We start from the raw sequence: 17347 nt of genomic DNA on the forward strand, positions 1-17347 counted from the left end.
TCGGTGGAGGAGGCCCTTTATCCGACCTTTATAGAGCAAGAAAATAGATCTGCTATTTAATCTGTTTGGTATTACTCAGTTTGGTATTACACCTCACCCCTTACAGAATAAAAAAAGGCCCCCTTGCGGGAGCCTTTGTCTTATCAGCGAGTCGAGATAATCGTTATTCTTTACCAGCTGCGTTCAACAGGTTAGCCAGATTCTGTTCGACTTCATCAGCCGAGACAGGCACTTGCTGCTCTGGGTCACGCTTGGTATTACGTCCCTGATGGTAGGCAAAACCAGTACCTGCCGGTACCAGACGACCTACTATCACGTTTTCTTTCAGACCGCGCAAATCGTCTACCTTGCCGGAAACGGCTGCTTCGGTCAGTACTCGAGTGGTTTCCTGGAAGGACGCCGCCGAGATGAAAGATTCGGTGCTCAAAGAAGCCTTGGTGATCCCCATCAGCACATGACGGTAAACGACTGGCTGCTTGCCTGCCGCTTCCAATGCACGGTTGGCCTGACGGATACGTACCACTTCCGCTTGTTCACCGGCAATGAATTCGGAATCACCCGAGTCTATAATTTCGGCGCGGCGCAACATCTGACGGACAATGGTTTCGATGTGCTTGTCGTTGATCTTAACGCCCTGCAAGCGGTAAACCTCTTGCACTTCGTTCACGATATAGTTGGCCACGGGGCTGATGCCACGCAAACGCAGGATATCGTGTGGTGATTCCGGGCCATCGGCCAGTACTTCACCTTTTTCGACCTTCTCACCTTCAAACACGTTGAGGTGACGCCACTTGTGGATCATCTCTTCGAAAGCATTGTTACCATCCAGCGGAGTGATCACCAGGCGGCGCTTGCCTTTGGTTTCTTTACCGAATGAAATGGTGCCCGAAATCTCCGCCAAAATAGCCGGTTCTTTCGGTTGACGAGCTTCAAACAAGTCAGCAACCCGTGGCAGACCACCGGTAATATCCTTGGTACCACTGGACTCCTGCGGAATACGCGCAATCGCGTCACCCACGTTTACCACGGCACCATCTTCCAGGCTCACAATCGCGCGGCCAGGCAAGAAGTACAGGGCTGACAAGTCGGTGCCGGGAATGATCACATCCTGACCGTGGTCGTCAATCAGCTTAACGGTAGGACGCAAATCCTTACCAGAAGCCGGACGTTCGTTCACATCCATGATCACTATGCTGGACAGACCGGTCAGCTCATCGGTTTGACGGCTGATGGTCACGCCATCAATCATGTCGATGAACTTAACGTGGCCCGCCACTTCGGTGACGATCGGGTGAGTGTGCGGGTCCCAGGTTGCTACTACCTGACCAACCTGCACCTGCTCGCCATCCGCCCTGTCCAGCAAGGCGCCGTAAGGCAGCTTGTGGTTTTCGCGGGTTTGACCCATCTCATCGATAATGGTCAGCTCGGAAGAACGCGATACGATGACGGTCTTGCCATCATTGTTGGTAACGAACTTGGCGTTTTGCAGTTTCAAGGCACCGGCGTTTTTCACCTGAATGCTGTTTTCTGCTGCCGCTCGTGATGCCGCACCACCGATGTGGAAGGTACGCATGGTCAGCTGGGTACCGGGTTCACCGATAGACTGAGCAGCGATAACACCCACCGCTTCGCCCTGGTTTACCAGGTGGCCACGGGCCAGGTCACGGCCGTAACAATGTGCACACACGCCGTGGTCGTTATCACAAGAGATAACAGAACGCACCTTGATGCGGTCGACTGAGCTGTCTTCCAACTCGTCACACCACTTTTCGTCGAGCAGGGTGTTACGCGCCACCAAAATTTCGCTGTCGGTGCCAGGGCGGATCACGTCTTCGGCCACTACCCGGCCCAATACGCGCTCACGCAATGGTTCAACTACGTCACCACCTTCGATCAGGGAGGTGATCCACAGGCCATCGAAAGTGCCACAGTCATCGGTGGTAATAACCAGATCCTGTGCCACGTCGACCAGACGACGAGTCAGATAACCGGAGTTTGCCGTTTTAAGTGCGGTATCCGCCAGACCTTTACGCGCACCGTGAGTGGAGTTGAAGTACTGGAGTACGTTCAAGCCTTCACGGAAGTTCGCGATAATCGGCGTTTCAATGATGGATCCATCGGGCTTGGCCATCAGACCACGCATACCCGCCAACTGACGGATCTGGGCGGCACTGCCTCGAGCGCCCGAGTCGGCCATCATGAAGATGCTGTTGAACGAGTCCTGCAGCACTTCATTGCCGTCACGGTCGGTCACCTTGTCTTTAGACAGGTTTTCCATCATCGCCTTGGACACTTTCTCGTTGGCGCTGGCCCAGATATCGATAACCTTGTTGTAGCGCTCACCCGCAGTAACCAGACCAGACTGGAACTGCTCCTGGATTTCGCTTACTTCGGCTTCGGCGTCGGCAATGATGACTTTCTTAGCATCCGGGATCACCATGTCGTTGATACCGACTGATACGCCAGACAGAGTCGCGTAATGGAAACCGGTATACATCAGCTGATCCGCGAAGATAACGGTATCTTTCAGGCCCAGACGACGGTAACAACCGTTCAGCAGCTTGGAGATCTGCTTCTTGCCCATGGCCTGATCGATCATGCTGAATGGCAGACCCTTGGGTACGATCAGGCTCAGGATGGCACGACCGATAGTGGTTTCACGAATCGCCGTGACTTCCACTTCGCTGCCGTCTTCCATGCGTTCGAAGTCGGTGATGCGTATTTTCACCTTGGCATGCAGCTCGGCATGGCCGGCACGATAGACCTTTTCCGCTTCTTTGGCGCTGGTCAACAGCATGCCTTCGCCCTTGGCGTTGATCTTGTCGCGGGTCATGTAATACAGACCCAATACCACGTCCTGTGAAGGAACTATGATAGGTTCGCCGTTGGCCGGTGACAGTATGTTGTTGGTCGACATCATCAAGGCGCGGGCTTCAAGCTGCGCTTCAATGGTCAGCGGTACGTGTACCGCCATCTGGTCACCATCAAAGTCGGCGTTATAGGCCGCACACACCAGGGGGTGCAGCTGAATCGCTTTACCTTCGATCAACACAGGCTCGAACGCCTGAATACCCAAACGGTGCAGGGTTGGTGCCCGGTTAAGCAGCACTGGGTGTTCGCGGATCACCTCATCCAGGATATCCCAGACCACGGCCTCTTCGCGCTCAACCATTTTCTTGGCGGCTTTAATGGTGGTTGCCAGACCACGGGCTTCCAGCTTGCCGTAGATGAAGGGCTTGAACAGCTCAAGTGCCATCTTCTTCGGCAGACCACACTGGTGCAGACGCAGAGTTGGGCCCACGGTAATAACGGAACGACCGGAGTAGTCCACGCGCTTACCCAGCAGGTTCTGACGGAAACGACCCTGCTTACCCTTGATCATGTCGGCCAGGGATTTCAGCGGGCGCTTGTTGGAACCGGTAATGGCACGACCACGACGGCCGTTATCCAGCAAGGCATCCACAGATTCCTGCAGCATCCGCTTTTCGTTACGCACGATAATATCGGGTGCAGCCAGGTCCAGCAGGCGCTTCAAACGGTTGTTACGGTTAATGACGCGACGATATAAATCGTTCAGGTCAGAAGTCGCAAAACGGCCGCCATCCAGCGGTACCAATGGACGCAAGTCCGGTGGCAGCACAGGCAGCACCGTCAGTACCATCCACTCGGGCTTGTTGCCGGAGAAATGGAAGGCTTCCATCAGCTTGAAACGCTTGGTAATTTTCTTGCGCTTGGTTTCGGAGTTGGTTTGGCCCAGCTCTTCGCGCATCACTTCAATTTCGCTTTCCAGGTCGATGGCGCGCAGCAAGGACAGTACCGCTTCGGCACCCATCTTGGCGTCAAACTCATCGCCCCACTCTTCCAGCGCATCCAGATACTGTTCTTCTGACAGCATTTGACCACGCTCCAGGCTGGTCATGCCTGGTTCGATAACCACGAAGGATTCAAAGTACAGCACCCGCTCGATATCGCGCAGTGTCATGTCCAGCAACAAACCAATGCGGCTAGGCAGGGACTTCAAAAACCAAATATGGGCAACTGGGCTGGCCAGTTCGATGTGTCCCATGCGCTCGCGGCGCACCTTGGTCTGGGTAACTTCAACGCCACACTTTTCGCAGATTACACCGCGGTGCTTAAGGCGCTTGTACTTACCACACAGACACTCATAGTCCTTGACCGGACCAAAAATCCGGGCACAGAAAAGACCGTCACGCTCCGGCTTGAAGGTACGGTAGTTGATGGTCTCAGGCTTTTTGACTTCGCCATAGGACCAAGAGCGGATCATGTCCGGCGAAGCCAGACCAATTTTGATCCCGTCAAACTCTTCTGTCTTATTCTGCGCTTTCAAAAACTTAAGTAAGTCTTTCACGTTAGTCTCCTGTGAGGAGTTCTACCTGGGCACCCCCTCCCGAGAGGAAAGGGGCGCCGTTATTTCTCGGGCAGTCTTTCGCCTTAACTTTCGTCCAGCTCGATGTTGATACCGAGGGAGCGAATTTCTTTCAACAGTACGTTGAAAGACTCGGGCATGCCCGGCTCCATACGGTGATCGCCATCGACGATGTTTTTATACATCTTGGTACGACCGTTAACGTCATCCGACTTGACCGTCAGCATTTCCTGCAAGGTATAGGCGGCACCGTATGCTTCCAGTGCCCACACTTCCATCTCACCGAAACGCTGACCACCAAACTGGGCTTTACCACCCAGCGGCTGCTGAGTGACCAGACTGTAGGAGCCAGTAGAACGGGCATGCATCTTGTCGTCCACCAGGTGGTTCAACTTCAGCATGTACATATAGCCCACGGTTACCGGACGCTCGAAAGAGTTGCCGGTACGGCCGTCGTACAGGGTGATCTGGCCGGAGTCCGGCAGATCAGCCAAGGTCAGCAGGCGCTTGATTTCGTGCTCATCGGCACCATCAAAAGCCGGTGTGGCAATTGGCACGCCCTGGCGCAAGTTGTGTGCCAGTACCCGTACTTCTTCATCGCTGAAGGTAGACAGGTCGACTTTCTGGCGAGTGCCATCACCCAGGTCATAGACTTCCTGAATGAATTCGCGCAGACGAGCCAGCTCTTGCTGCTCTTTGATCATGCGGTCGATTTTCTCGCCAAGCCCTTTGGCCGCCAGGCCCAGGTGCGTTTCGAGGATCTGACCGATGTTCATCCGCGACGGTACACCCAGCGGGTTCAATACCATATCCACCGCAACACCATGCTCGTCATGTGGCATATCTTCTACTGGTACTATAGTAGAGATAACACCCTTGTTACCGTGACGGCCGGCCATCTTGTCACCCGGCTGAATGCGACGCTTAACAGCCAGATACACCTTGACGATTTTCAGTACGCCCGGTGCCAGGTCATCACCCTGGGTGATCTTGCGACGCTTGTCTTCGAACTTCTTGTCGAAGTCGGCTTTCAGCTCGGCCTGCTGCTCGGCTAACTGCTCCAGCTCGATTTGCTTGGCTTCGTCGTCAATGGCCTGTTCCAGCAACTGGTTACGGGCTATTTTTGCTACTTGCTCGGCACTCATACCGGACGCGATCAGCACATTACGAGCACGAGCGTATACGCCGTCTTCGAGAATGCTGAACTCTTCGGTCAAGTCTTTCTTGGCCTGCTTAAGCTGCATGTGCTCAATATCTTGGGCACGCTTGTCTTTTTCCACGCCATCGCGGGTAAAGACCTGAACGTCGATAACGGTACCGTATACGGAGTTTGGCACCCGCAGTGACGAATCTTTCACGTCTGACGCTTTTTCACCGAAGATAGCTCGCAGCAGCTTCTCCTCAGGAGTCAGCTGGCTTTCACCCTTGGGTGTTACCTTGCCAACCAGGATATCGCCGGGTTCCATTTCTGCACCCACGTATACGATACCGGATTCATCCAGTTTGCTCAGCGCCGCTTCACCCACGTTAGGAATGTCGGCGGTGATCTCTTCAGGGCCCAACTTGGTATCACGAGAGATACAAGTCAGTTCCTGAATATGAATGGTGGTCAGGCGGTCTTGCTCTACCAGACGCTCATTCAACAAGATGGAATCTTCGAAGTTGTAACCGTTCCATGGCATGAAGGCCACGCGCAGGTTCTGACCCAGAGCCAGTTCGCCCAGATCGGTCGAAGGACCATCGGCCAGTACGTCACCGGCCAGCACCCGCTCGCCCGGCATCACACAAGGACGCTGGTTGATACAGGTGTTCTGGTTGGAACGGGTGTACTTGGTCAGGTTGTAGATGTCGATACCGGCTTCGCCAGGCGTCATCTCTTCTTCGTTCACCTTGACCACGATGCGTGAAGCATCGGCGTAGTCGACGATACCGCCACGCTTGGCAACTTCGGTAACACCGGAGTCAACCGCAACCGCACGCTCGATACCGGTACCTACCAGCGGCTTATCGGCGCGCAGGGTAGGAACAGCCTGACGTTGCATGTTCGAACCCATCAAGGCCCGGTTAGCATCATCGTGCTCGAGGAACGGAATCAGGGAAGCAGCAACAGAGATAACCTGCTGTGGACTCACGTCCATGTACTGCACCTGATCGGCGTTCATATAGGTGGCTTCACCTTTATGACGGGACGGTACCAGCTCATCCAGCAAGCGGCCTTCATCATCGATGGCGGCATTCGCCTGTGCGATCACGAAGTGACCTTCTTCGATGGCTGACAGGTAATCCACTTCATCGGTAATGACACTGTCGATCACTTTACGATACGGGGTCTCGAGGAAACCGTATTCGTTGGTGCGCGAGTAGCACGCCAAGGAGTTGATCAGACCGATGTTCGGACCTTCAGGGGTTTCGATAGGACACAGACGACCGTAGTGAGTCGGGTGTACATCTCGCACCTCAAAGCCGGCACGTTCACGAGTCAGACCGCCCGGGCCCAGGGCCGAGATACGGCGCTTGTGGGTTACTTCCGACAGCGGGTTGTTCTGATCCATAAACTGGGACAGCTGGCTGGAGCCAAAGAACTCTTTCACCGCCGCCGAAATCGGCTTGGCGTTGATCAGGTCCTGAGGCATCAGGGTGTCCAGATCGCCCAATGACAGACGTTCTCTAACTGCACGCTCAACGCGAACCAGACCAACACGGAACTGGTTTTCCGCCATTTCGCCCACGGAGCGAATACGACGGTTCCCCAGGTGGTCGATATCGTCCACTTCGTCGTTACCGTTACGGATGTCGATCAAGCGCTTCATCACGTCAACGATATCTGACTTGGTCAGGGTACCAGGACCATGGATCTCGTCACGGAACAGGCGGCGGTTGAATTTCATCCGGCCCACAGTAGACAGATCGTAACGGTCATCCGAGAAGAACAGGTTCTCGAACAGGGTGTCAGCGGCTTCACGGGTTGGCGGCTCGCCCGGGCGCATCATGCGGTAGATTTCCACCAGCGCTTCAAGGCGGTTGGTAGAAGTATCGATACGCAAGGTGTCAGACATGTAAGCGCCGTGATCCAGTTCATTGGTGAACAGGGTTTCAAACTGCTTAATGCCGGCCACAGACATGTTCGCCAGAATTTCCAGGCTCAGCTCGCTGTTGGCTGCAATGACCAGCTCGCCGGTGTCGGCGTTAACATAGTCTTTGGCAACCACTTTACCGACGGCATATTCCACCGGTACTTCAATGCTCTCAATGCCGGCCTTTTCCAGTTGACGGATATGGCGGGCAGTAATGCGGCGTCCGGTTTCCACCAGTACTGCGCCATCGACCTGAATGTCGAAGGAGGCAGTTTCACCACGCAGGCGCTCAGGCTTGAGCTCCATCATCAGCTTACCGTCAGTCACTTCGAAACGGGTCGTTTCGAAGAACATTTCCAGGATCTCTTCGGTGCTGAATTCCAGCGCGCGCAAGATAATGGATGCCGGCAACTTACGACGGCGGTCGATACGAACGAACAGGTTGTCCTTCGCATCAAACTCAAAATCGAGCCAGGAACCACGGTAAGGGATCACACGTGCGTTATACAAAACCTTACCCGAAGAGTGGGTTTTGCCGCGATCGTGATCGAAAAACACACCCGGGCTGCGATGCAGCTGGGAGACAATTACCCGCTCGGTACCATTGATGACGAAGGTACCATTTTCAGTCATGAGCGGGATTTCGCCCATGTAGACTTCTTGCTCTTTAATGTCCTTGACAGTACCAGGGGCGGCTTCTCTGTCGTACAGGACCATGCGCAACTTGACGCGTAACGGCGCCGAGTAAGTTACACCACGGATTTGACATTCCTGAACGTCAAACACCGGCTCACCCAGCCGGAAACTAACATATTGCAATTCAGCATTGCCAGAATAGCTGGCGATGGGGAAGACGCTACGAAAAGCCGCTTCCAAACCGTATTCGCCTTGCGGATCTGCTTCAATAAACTGTTTGAAGGAGTCAAGCTGGATTGATAGCAGGTAAGGCGTGTCCAAGACCTGGTCACGTTTACCGAAGTCCTTACGAATGCGCTTTTTCTCTGTGTAAGAGTAAACCATAGGGTTCCTCAGCTCGCTGATAAGTGACCCACTCTGTCCAAATGGGACAGCTCTAAATAACATCGTTTCTTGTCAACCGGACGTCTCGACAACATCCGATGGCTGGTACAACGAGAGGCACAAACGATGTGAAAATTCCTCTCATCCCACAGCGCAAAAGGGCTGGTGAATAAATATTCACCAGCCCTAGCCTGATTTCTCAGACCGCTAAGCTATAGAATAGCTTATTTGAGCTCAACAGAAGCACCGGCTTCTTCAAGATCTTTCTTCAGTGCTTCGGCTTCGTCTTTGCCCAGTGCTTCTTTAACGGCACATGGAGCAGCTTCAACCAGACCTTTGGCTTCTTTCAGGCCAAGACCGGTAGCAGCACGTACGGCTTTGATTACAGAAACCTTGTTGGCGCCAACTGCAGTCAGCATAACGTCAAACTCGGTCTGCTCTTCAACAGCACCAGCAGCATCGCCAGCAACGGCAACGGCAGCAGCAGCAGAAACGCCGAACTTCTCTTCCATTGCTTCGATCAGTTCAACAACTTGCATTACAGACATTTCTGCAACGGCTTCAATGATTTGGTCTTTAGTGATAGACATGACTCAAATTCCTAATGTTCTGAAGTGTTTGGTTATCAAGCAGCCAACCACAGCTTATGCTGCTTCGGCTTCTTTTTGGTCGCGCAAGGCAGCGATGGTACGAACCAGCTTGCCAGCAGAGGCTTCTTTCATAGTTGCCATCAGCTTTGCAATTGCTTCGTCGTAAGTCGGCAGTTTTGCGAGACGGTCAATATCGGCTGCGGGGATAAATTCGCCCTCGTATGCCAGACCTTTGACCTCGAATGCGTTTTGCTCTTTGGCAAAATCCTTGAACAGACGAGCAGCAGCGCCCGGATGTTCGTTAGAAAACGCAATCAGGGTAGGACCAACAAATACCTCGTTCAGGCATTCATAGCTGGTCTCTTTAACCGCGATGCGAGCTAATGTGTTACGCACTACCTTGAGGTAGATACCGTTTTCACGAGCTTGCTTACGCAGTGTGGTCATGGCAGCCACGGTAACGCCACGAGAATCGGCAACTACCGCAGACAGGGCGCCCTTGGCAGCTTCGTTGACTTCAGCAACAATTGCCTTTTTGTCTTCGAGTCTTAATGCCATTGGCTAAACTCCTGGATCCACCTGGGATAAAACCCAGATTAAACACACGCCTCTGTAAAGTCAGAGACACCAAGGTGGCAGATTCCAGAAGAAAGGAATGCTTTCTAACTGGGTCCCGGCACCATCTACGCTGGAACATTAAGACGATAACGTCTCCAGCGGTCTTGGACGGGAGTCGAAGCCCCCAACCAAATACAAGGCGCAAAATTCTACGCACATTTTTGCGCCTTGTAAACGCTTATTAAACGTCCAGGCTAGCCTGTTCAATAGTAACGCCGGCACCCATGGTGGTGGACAGAGTTACTTTCTTGATGAACACACCCTTGGAAGACGCAGGCTTGGCGCGCTTCAGTGCGGCCAGCAGAGCTTCCAGGTTGCCTTTCAGATTCTCGGCATTGAAATCAACCTTACCAATGGTGGTATGGATGATGCCGTTTTTGTCGTTGCGGTAGCGTACCTGACCAGCTTTGGCGTTTTTAACGGCTTCGGCTACGTTAGGGGTTACAGTACCGACTTTAGGGTTAGGCATCAGGCCGCGTGGGCCCAGGATCTGACCCAGCTGACCAACAACGCGCATTGCATCCGGAGAAGCAATAACCACGTCGAAGTTCATTTCGCCTTGCTTGACCTGCTCGGCCAGGTCTTCCATGCCTACCAGCTCGGCGCCGGCTTCTTTAGCGGCTTCGGCATTGGCACCCTGAGTAAATACGGCAACGCGTACGTCACGACCGGTACCGTTTGGCAGCACGGTGGCGCCACGTACGTTCTGGTCGGATTTACGAGCATCGATGCCCAGGTTAACGGCAACATCAATGCTTTCTACGAATTTGGCAGTCGCCAGCTCTTGCAACAGGGCAACAGCTTCGTTGATTTCGTACTCTTTGGTGGCGCTTACACGCTCACGGATAGTACGCATACGCTTAGTCAGTTTAGCCATCGTCTTAACCCTCCACTGCCAGGCCCATGGACCGGGCAGTACCTTCGATAGAGCGAACACGGGCATCTACATCGGCACCGGTCATGTCTTGCAGCTTCACTGCAGCAATTTCTTCCAGCTGAGCGCGGGTAACGGTACCCACTTTGTCAGTGTTAGGCTTGGCTGAGCCAGACTTAACGCCAGCAGCCTTCAGCAACATGTAAGCAGCAGGCGGCGTCTTGGTTTCGAAGGTGAAAGAGCGATCGCTGTATACGGTAATGATAACCGGAATCGGCGAACCTTTTTCCATGCTTTCTGTACGAGCGTTGAACGCCTTACAGAATTCCATGATGTTAACGCCGTGCTGACCCAGAGCAGGACCAACCGGTGGACTTGGGTTAGCTGCACCAGCTGCAACCTGCAGCTTGATGTAGGCTTGTACTTTCTTAGCCATTGAGATTACCTCGTTATTGGGTGATAGCGCCGCAGAGTCGAGCTCTTGTTCGGCTCCCCTGAATTAAAAGGGCGGCAAATTGTAGAGTTATTTGCCGCCCCTCGCAAGTTTTATGCGTGAATTTTACTCAGGATTTTTCTACCTGACCAAACTCCAGCTCTACCGGTGTAGAACGACCAAAGATCAGCACGGAAACCTTGACCCGGCTCTTCTCGTAATCCACGGACTCCACCACGCCGTTGAAGTCGACAAAAGGTCCGTCGGATACCCGAACCACTTCGCCCGGCTCGAACAGGGTTTTTGGTTTTGGCTTGTCAACCGCATCCTGCAGGCGATTGAGAATCGCATCGGCTTCTTTATCGGAAATAGGGGCCGGACGCTCGGGCGTGCCGCCGATAAAGCCCATGACGCGAGGAATGCTGCGCACCAGGTGCCAGGTGGCATCGTTCATCTGCATTTGCACCAGCACATAGCCGGGGAAGAACTTGCGCTCGCTTTTACGCTTTTGACCCGCACGCATTTCTACCACTTCTTCGGTAGGCACCAGCACTTCGCCAAACTGATCTTCCATGCCGTGCATCTTGATATGCTCAACCAACGACTTGGACACGCGGCCTTCATACCCGGAAAACGCCTGGACTACATACCAACGCATTCTTTGTTCTGGTTCAGACATGGTGAATCCTTATACTCCGGTGACCAGATTGACCAGCCATACCAGCAAGCCATCCAGCAAAAACAGAAACAGGCCAACCAAAGCGGTGACGGCCAATACAATTAGAGTCGTCTGAATCGCTTCCTGGCGATTAGGCCACACGACTTTACGCATTTCCAGACGGGATTCCTTGGCAAAGGCGAAGCTCGTCTTGCCTTTGTTAGTTTGATAGGCCAGCAGAGCTGCTACGCCCAATGCCACCACCACACCAGCAGCACGAATGGCCACCGGCAGCTCACTATAAAAAGAATTAACGACCACGGCCGCAATCAAAATAATGAACACCAACCCCCATAACAGGGTGTCTTTGGCCCCGCTCTGGTTCTCAATGTTTGCACTCATAAGGCTACCCGTTTAAAAAAACTTGAGTCTGTCACAGACGCGAAAACCCCGCTGTTGGCGAGGTAAGTGGCAGGGGCGGAGGGACTCGAACCCCCAACCGTCGGTTTTGGAGACCGCCGTTCTACCAATTGGAACTACGCCCCTATACAAGAAAGCCCGTATTATAAGGGCTTTCTGCTGGGATTGTAAGCGGAATTACTCGGTGATTTTAGCAACCACACCGGCACCTACGGTGCGTCCACCTTCACGAATCGCGAAGCGCAGCCCTTCTTCCATGGCGATGGGCGCAATTAAATTAACCGCCATATGAATGTTGTCCCCCGGCATCACCATGTCCACGCCATCATCCAGCTCTATGGTGCCGGTGACGTCTGTGGTGCGAAAATAAAACTGGGGGCGATAGCCTCTAAAGAACGGCGTATGGCGCCCTCCTTCCTCTTTCGACAGTATGTAGACTTCCGACTGAAAGCCGGTGTGCGGGTTAATGGAGCCGGGCTTGGCCAGCACCTGCCCACGCTCGACGTCTTCGCGTTTGGTACCGCGCAGCAATATGCCCACGTTTTCACCGGCTCGTCCCTCATCCAGCAATTTGCGAAACATCTCCACGCCGGTACAGGTGCTTTTAGTGGTGTCCTTGATGCCGACGATTTCAATTTCTTCGCCCACCTTGATAATGCCCCGCTCGATACGCCCGGTCACCACAGTGCCTCGCCCCTGAATGGAAAACACGTCTTCAATGGGCAACAGGAAAGCCCCGTCAACGGCTCGTTCCGGCTCGGGAATGTAGGAGTCGAGGGCATCGGCCAACTCCAGGATTTTGGGCTCCCATACAGGATCGCCTTCCAGCCCCTTAAGGGCAGACCCCTGGATCACCGGGGTGTCGTCACCCGGGAACTCGTACTCGGTCAGCAGCTCGCGGATTTCCATTTCGACCAATTCGAGCAGTTCTTCGTCGTCCACCATGTCGCACTTGTTCATGAACACCACTATGTAAGGCACGCCCACCTGGCGAGCCAGCAGTATGTGTTCGCGGGTTTGCGGCATGGGGCCGTCGGTGGCCGCCACCACGAGAATGGCACCGTCCATCTGCGCCGCACCGGTGATCATGTTTTTTACGTAGTCGGCGTGACCGGGGCAGTCAACGTGCGCATAGTGGCGCGTTTCGGTGTCGTACTCAACGTGAGAAGCCGCAATGGTAATACCCCGCGCCTTTTCTTCCGGGGCGTTATCTATCTGGTCATAGCCGCGAGCGCTACCGCCCATTTTTTTGGCCAGTACCGTCGTAATCGCTGCCGTCAGCGTGGTTTTACCGTGGTCAACATGGCCGATGGTGCCCACATTGACGTGCGGCTTGTTACGTTCAAACTTTTCCTTAGACATGCTGATTCCTCTCACAGGTTGAGTGGTCGCGATACCACAAGCACACCTGAAAGTATATATCAAAAGTCACGGAACCGAGGAAAGTCAAGAGCAGAGCAGCAACAACCGGTTTTACTGTGTAGTAACGCCAACATCAGGGATATAGGGGGATTTTAAATTTTGGGACGGGAAGTAACAAAGTGGGGGAAGTAGAAACTGGTGCTGATACCCGGATTCGAACTGGGGACCTCACCCTTACCAAGGGTGCGCTCTACCAACTGAGCTATATCAGCAAATTGGAGCGGGCAGCGGGAATCGAACCCGCATCATCAGCTTGGAAGGCTGAGGTAATAGCCATTATACGATGCCCGCAAAACGCTGTGTTTAACACGTCGGCTCTGGGCCAATGTACTAAACCAGATACCGTCACGTCAACGATACCCATAAAATGGTGGAGGAGGCTGGATTCGAACCAGCGAAGGCTGAGCCGTCAGATTTACAGTCTGATCCCTTTGGCCGCTCGGGAACTCCTCCGAATTTTAATGGTGCCGGCACCAAGAGTCGAACTCGGGACCTACTGATTACAAGTCAGTTGCTCTACCAACTGAGCTATGCCGGCACTAGAACGAGGCGAATTCTAGGCCAAGGCCGCAATGCTATGCAATACCTTTGTCCCAAGTTTTTGCTTTAGCCCGCTCAAGTGCGCAATTAATGCGCAGATCCACCTGTTTTCATGGCCCTGCGGCGAAAAGCTCGCCAGCCGAGTGCCGAATATTGACTCAATGCTGGCCGTCACCGGAGTCGGCTGCCAGCTTGTTCATTCTGACACCTTGGTGTATCGTCGCCAAGCAACACACAGGACATCCTTCATGACGATAGATAACGACTCCCCTTATTTGGCCTTTTCTCGCGAAGCCTGGTCAGAACTGCGTGATACGGTGCATCAGCCGCTGAGCGAAGCCGAGCTTACTCGCCTGCGCGGCATCAACGACAAGGTGTCACTGGCCGAGGTCAGAGACATCTACCTGCCCCTGTCTCGCCTGCTCAACCTGTACATCAAGGCCAAAAAGCGCCGCAGCAAGGTACTGGAACAGTTTCTGCGTAAAGAACCATCCCACGTGCCCTATATCATCAGCATTGCCGGCTCGGTGGCGGTAGGTAAAAGCACCACCGCCCGCATACTGGAGGCCTTGCTGGCTCGCTGGCCGCAGCATCCCAAGGTGGCACTGGTGACCACGGACGGCTTCCTCTATCCCAATGCGGTACTGGAAGAACGGGGCCTGATGCGTCGCAAGGGTTTTCCCCAGTCTTATGACATTCGCCGACTGGTGAAATTTGTCTCCGATATCAAGTCCGGCAAACCCAGAGTCACGGCGCCCCTGTACTCTCACCTGAGCTACGATGTGATACCGAACGAAGTGGAAGTGGTCGAGCAGCCGGATATCGTCATTATCGAAGGCCTGAATGTGCTGCAAAGCGGCATGGACTATCCTCACGAACCCCATCGCGTGTTTGTCTCGGACTTCGTGGATTTTTCTATTTTTGTCGACGCCGACGAACGCCTGCTAAAAACCTGGTATGTGGAGCGCTTTCTTAAATTACGCTCCGGCGCCTTTACCAACCCCGACTCCTACTTCCATCACTACGCCCAGCTGACCGAAGAAGAAGCGGTGGCCACCGCCAGTCGCATCTGGCAGGAAATCAACTACAAGAACCTGAAACAAAATATTCTGCCCACCAAAGACCGGGCGGAGTTGGTGTTAACCAAAGGCATGGAGCACGGCATAGAGCAAGTCTGGCTGAAGAAATAAGCCTGGCGGCCGTGAAGGGTAGGAGTGAGGGAAACCAGATGAAACCATCTGCCGCCCCCTGAAGCTTGCCTTACTCTTTTCCCCCTCGCACCTTACGAGCGGGGCCTTTCTCCGCGCAACGAGATTTCGCCTCCCAAAAAGCGTTTGATTTCCCCGTCTTCCAGCTCCAGCAGCAGCGCACCCTGGGCGTCTATACCCCGGGCGGTGCCGTGTATTTCCTGCTCGCCCATCAGTACCCGCACCGGCTTGCCGTTAAAATAATCCAGCCGATTCCATTGTTCGCGAAAGGCCGCTATGCCCTCTTGTTCAAACAATTCGAGACTGAGTTGCAGCTGCCGACTCAGTGCGATCACCAAGCCGTTGCGATCGACAACAGGGCCGATGTCGGTCAGTTCCGCCCAGGGTTGCGTAATGCGCGCCTGCTCCGTTTGGGGCAGCAGCAGGTTGAGCCCCATGCCGATCACCAGCTGGCAAGGGCCACCGGCAGTGCCGGACATTTCGACCAGAATACCCGCCAGTTTACGGCCGTTCAGGTATAAATCGTTGGGCCATTTCAGTTCGACTCCCGCAAAGCCCTGCGCTTCGAGCGCTTCAACCGCCGCAATACCGACCACCAGACTCAAGCCCATGGCCGCCGCCATGCCCTGCTCCAGGCGCCAGTACATGCTCATGATCAGCTGACCGCCGAAGGGAGAAATCCAGGTGCGACCGCGTCGTCCCCGACCGGCCGTCTGACACTCGGCCACACATATGTCGCCGTTGTTCAGCTCTGCCAGCGAGGCCATCCAGTGTTGATTGGTCGAGCCTATCACAGGTACCAGATCTACCCGTCCGGGCGCCAGCTCGCGACTGAGACGTTCCTGATCCAGCAACTGCAGCGGCACGGCCAGCTTGTAGCCCTTGCCACTGACACTGTAGATTTCCAGCCCCAGCGCTTTAACGGCCTGAATATGCTTGCCGACTGCGGCCCGGCTCACCGCCAGCTGCTCGCCCAACTGCTCACCGGAATGAAACTGCCCGTCGGCAAGCAGCGTCAACAACTGCTGACGCAGGGGGGTTAGCTCAGACATGCCAGCGCCTCGTCCAGATGTGTTTCTCCCTCGCTGCCCATCATGCGCACCTCGGGATCCAGGCGCACCCCAAACAGCTGCTCTACCCGCTCGCGTACCCGGGCTGCCAGCCGCAGCACGTCTTCTGCGGTTGCTCCACCATGGTTAACCAGCACCAGTGCCTGCTCGGTATGCACACCGGCCCCGCCGACCCGCGTGCCCTTGAGGCCCGCCTGGTCAATCAACCAGCCCGCCGCCAGCTTGCTCCAGCCCGGCTCGGCAGCAAACACCGGCAATTCTGGCCAGGCCAGCTTCAGCGCCTCGGCTTGCGCCGTGACCACCTTGGGGTTTTTAAAGAAACTGCCCGCGTTACCCAGCACCGCGGGATCCGGCAGCTTCGCCTGGCGGGTGGCACAGACCCGGTCGCATATTTGCCGGGCAGTGGCCGTCTCGCCCAGCTCGGCCAGGGAACCGTAACGCAGCACCGGCTGCCAGGCCTTGGGCAGGCGCAGGGTGACACTCAGGATCAGGTGATGGCGCGCGCCCTGCTTGAATACGCTATCGCGATAGCCAAAGGCACAGTCCGCCGCCGCCCAGTAATGCGTTTCACCACTATGCCAGTCGACACTTTCTACCTGCTGGCAAAATTGCGCCAGCTCGACGCCATAGGCACCAATATTCTGAATGGGCGATGCTCCCACTGTGCCCGGGATCAACGCCAGGTTTTCCAGCCCCGGCATCCCTTGTTCCAGGCTCCAGCACACCAGCTGATGCCAGTTCTCGCCCCCCTCCACCTGCAGCAACCAGGCGTCTTCGGTCTCGGTGACCTTGATGCCCTTCAGCCGGTTGACCAGCACCAGCCCGCGAAAAGGCGCGGTAAACAGTACATTCGAGCCTTCCCCCACCACCAGTAAGGGCGCGCCCTGCCCGGCTTGCCAGATATGAGAGAGTTGCTCGCGCTCGGTCAACAGCACCAGCTGTTCGGCGGTTTGAGTCAGGCCAAAGGTGTTATAGGGGGCGAGTGAAGCCGAGGTGAACTGCATGATGATGATTCCTGAGTAAATGCCGGCCA

General features: G+C 54.7%; 12 protein-coding genes and 5 tRNA genes. 1 reads left to right on the forward strand and 16 read right to left on the reverse strand.

Annotated features, from left to right (window positions below):
* Positions 1-163: 163 nt before the first annotated feature.
* The 14 genes from rpoC to ACN0VL_RS13375 form a co-directional block, all read right to left on the reverse strand.
* Positions 164-4369 (reverse strand): DNA-directed RNA polymerase subunit beta', encoded by a 4206-nt coding sequence (gene rpoC / locus ACN0VL_RS13310; protein WP_417618163.1) that lies wholly within the window; start codon positions 4367-4369, stop codon positions 164-166.
* Positions 4370-4452: 83 nt separating this feature from the next.
* On the reverse strand, positions 4453-8481 hold the full coding sequence (gene rpoB / locus ACN0VL_RS13315; RefSeq protein WP_417618165.1) for a DNA-directed RNA polymerase subunit beta: 4029 nt from the start codon (positions 8479-8481) through the stop codon (positions 4453-4455).
* A gap of 224 nt (positions 8482-8705) precedes the next feature.
* Positions 8706-9071, reverse strand: coding sequence for a 50S ribosomal protein L7/L12 (rplL, locus tag ACN0VL_RS13320; RefSeq protein ID WP_417618167.1), 366 nt, complete (start codon positions 9069-9071; stop codon positions 8706-8708).
* 54 nt (positions 9072-9125) lie between these two features.
* Entirely contained in the window at positions 9126-9629 is a 504-nt protein-coding gene (gene rplJ / locus ACN0VL_RS13325) for a 50S ribosomal protein L10 (RefSeq protein WP_417618169.1), read from the reverse strand.
* A 241-nt stretch (positions 9630-9870) separates the two neighbouring features.
* Complete coding sequence (gene rplA / locus ACN0VL_RS13330) at positions 9871-10566, reverse strand: 50S ribosomal protein L1 (RefSeq protein ID WP_417618171.1); 696 nt, start codon at positions 10564-10566, stop codon at positions 9871-9873.
* 4 nt (positions 10567-10570) lie between these two features.
* Positions 10571-10999: a 50S ribosomal protein L11 gene (gene rplK / locus ACN0VL_RS13335; protein ID WP_417618173.1), complete on the reverse strand. Its 429-nt coding sequence runs from the start codon at positions 10997-10999 to the stop codon at positions 10571-10573.
* 127 nt (positions 11000-11126) lie between these two features.
* A complete protein-coding gene (gene nusG / locus ACN0VL_RS13340) occupies positions 11127-11654 on the reverse strand; it encodes a transcription termination/antitermination protein NusG (RefSeq protein ID WP_417618201.1) in 528 nt (175 codons plus the stop codon).
* A gap of 30 nt (positions 11655-11684) precedes the next feature.
* On the reverse strand, positions 11685-12056 hold the full coding sequence (gene secE, locus ACN0VL_RS13345; protein WP_417618175.1) for a preprotein translocase subunit SecE: 372 nt from the start codon (positions 12054-12056) through the stop codon (positions 11685-11687).
* A 67-nt stretch (positions 12057-12123) separates the two neighbouring features.
* Positions 12124-12200: transfer RNA gene (locus tag ACN0VL_RS13350), tRNA-Trp, on the reverse strand.
* Positions 12201-12251: 51 nt separating this feature from the next.
* The gene (gene tuf, locus ACN0VL_RS13355) at positions 12252-13436 is read right to left on the reverse strand and encodes an elongation factor Tu (protein WP_417618177.1); all 1185 of its coding nucleotides are present in this window, start codon (positions 13434-13436) and stop codon (positions 12252-12254) included.
* A gap of 196 nt (positions 13437-13632) precedes the next feature.
* A tRNA-Thr gene (locus tag ACN0VL_RS13360) sits at positions 13633-13708 on the reverse strand.
* Positions 13709-13712: 4 nt separating this feature from the next.
* A tRNA-Gly gene (locus tag ACN0VL_RS13365) sits at positions 13713-13787 on the reverse strand.
* A gap of 77 nt (positions 13788-13864) precedes the next feature.
* A tRNA-Tyr gene (locus tag ACN0VL_RS13370) sits at positions 13865-13949 on the reverse strand.
* Positions 13950-13958: 9 nt separating this feature from the next.
* Positions 13959-14034, reverse strand: a tRNA-Thr gene (locus tag ACN0VL_RS13375).
* Between the two features lie 250 nt (positions 14035-14284).
* On the opposite strand from ACN0VL_RS13375, the gene coaA reads away from it, so the two are divergent.
* Positions 14285-15226 carry a type I pantothenate kinase gene (gene coaA, locus ACN0VL_RS13380; RefSeq protein WP_417618179.1) on the forward strand — a complete coding sequence of 314 codons (942 nt, stop codon included), beginning with the start codon at positions 14285-14287 and terminating at the stop codon, positions 15224-15226.
* A gap of 92 nt (positions 15227-15318) precedes the next feature.
* On the opposite strand, the gene birA is transcribed toward coaA, so the two are convergent.
* Both birA and murB read right to left on the reverse strand, forming a co-directional pair.
* The gene (birA, locus tag ACN0VL_RS13385) at positions 15319-16296 is read right to left on the reverse strand and encodes a bifunctional biotin--[acetyl-CoA-carboxylase] ligase/biotin operon repressor BirA (protein ID WP_417618181.1); all 978 of its coding nucleotides are present in this window, start codon (positions 16294-16296) and stop codon (positions 15319-15321) included.
* Positions 16284-17318, reverse strand: a complete 1035-nt coding sequence (gene murB / locus ACN0VL_RS13390) for a UDP-N-acetylmuramate dehydrogenase (protein ID WP_417618183.1) — start codon at positions 17316-17318, stop codon at positions 16284-16286. The genes birA and murB overlap by 13 nt, the downstream gene beginning before the upstream one ends.
* Positions 17319-17347: the final 29 nt, after the last annotated feature.

The sequence above is a fragment of the Oceanisphaera sp. genome (genome assembly GCF_048268965.1).
Taxonomy (GTDB): domain Bacteria; phylum Pseudomonadota; class Gammaproteobacteria; order Enterobacterales; family Aeromonadaceae; genus Oceanimonas.

Coding starts and splice junctions, on each gene's coding strand:
- rpoB (WP_417618165.1), bottom strand. CDS start 8,481: ATGGTTTACTCTTACACAGAGAAAAAGCGCATTCGTAAGGACTTCGGT.
- rplL (WP_417618167.1), bottom strand. CDS start 9,071: ATGTCTATCACTAAAGACCAAATCATTGAAGCCGTTGCAGAAATGTCT.
- rplJ (WP_417618169.1), bottom strand. CDS start 9,629: ATGGCATTAAGACTCGAAGACAAAAAGGCAATTGTTGCTGAAGTCAAC.
- rplA (WP_417618171.1), bottom strand. CDS start 10,566: ATGGCTAAACTGACTAAGCGTATGCGTACTATCCGTGAGCGTGTAAGC.
- rplK (WP_417618173.1), bottom strand. CDS start 10,999: ATGGCTAAGAAAGTACAAGCCTACATCAAGCTGCAGGTTGCAGCTGGT.
- nusG (WP_417618201.1), bottom strand. CDS start 11,654: ATGCGTTGGTATGTAGTCCAGGCGTTTTCCGGGTATGAAGGCCGCGTG.
- secE (WP_417618175.1), bottom strand. CDS start 12,056: ATGAGTGCAAACATTGAGAACCAGAGCGGGGCCAAAGACACCCTGTTA.
- tuf (WP_417618177.1), bottom strand. CDS start 13,436: ATGTCTAAGGAAAAGTTTGAACGTAACAAGCCGCACGTCAATGTGGGC.
- coaA (WP_417618179.1), top strand. CDS start 14,285: ATGACGATAGATAACGACTCCCCTTATTTGGCCTTTTCTCGCGAAGCC.
- birA (WP_417618181.1), bottom strand. CDS start 16,296: ATGTCTGAGCTAACCCCCCTGCGTCAGCAGTTGTTGACGCTGCTTGCC.
- murB (WP_417618183.1), bottom strand. CDS start 17,318: ATGCAGTTCACCTCGGCTTCACTCGCCCCCTATAACACCTTTGGCCTG.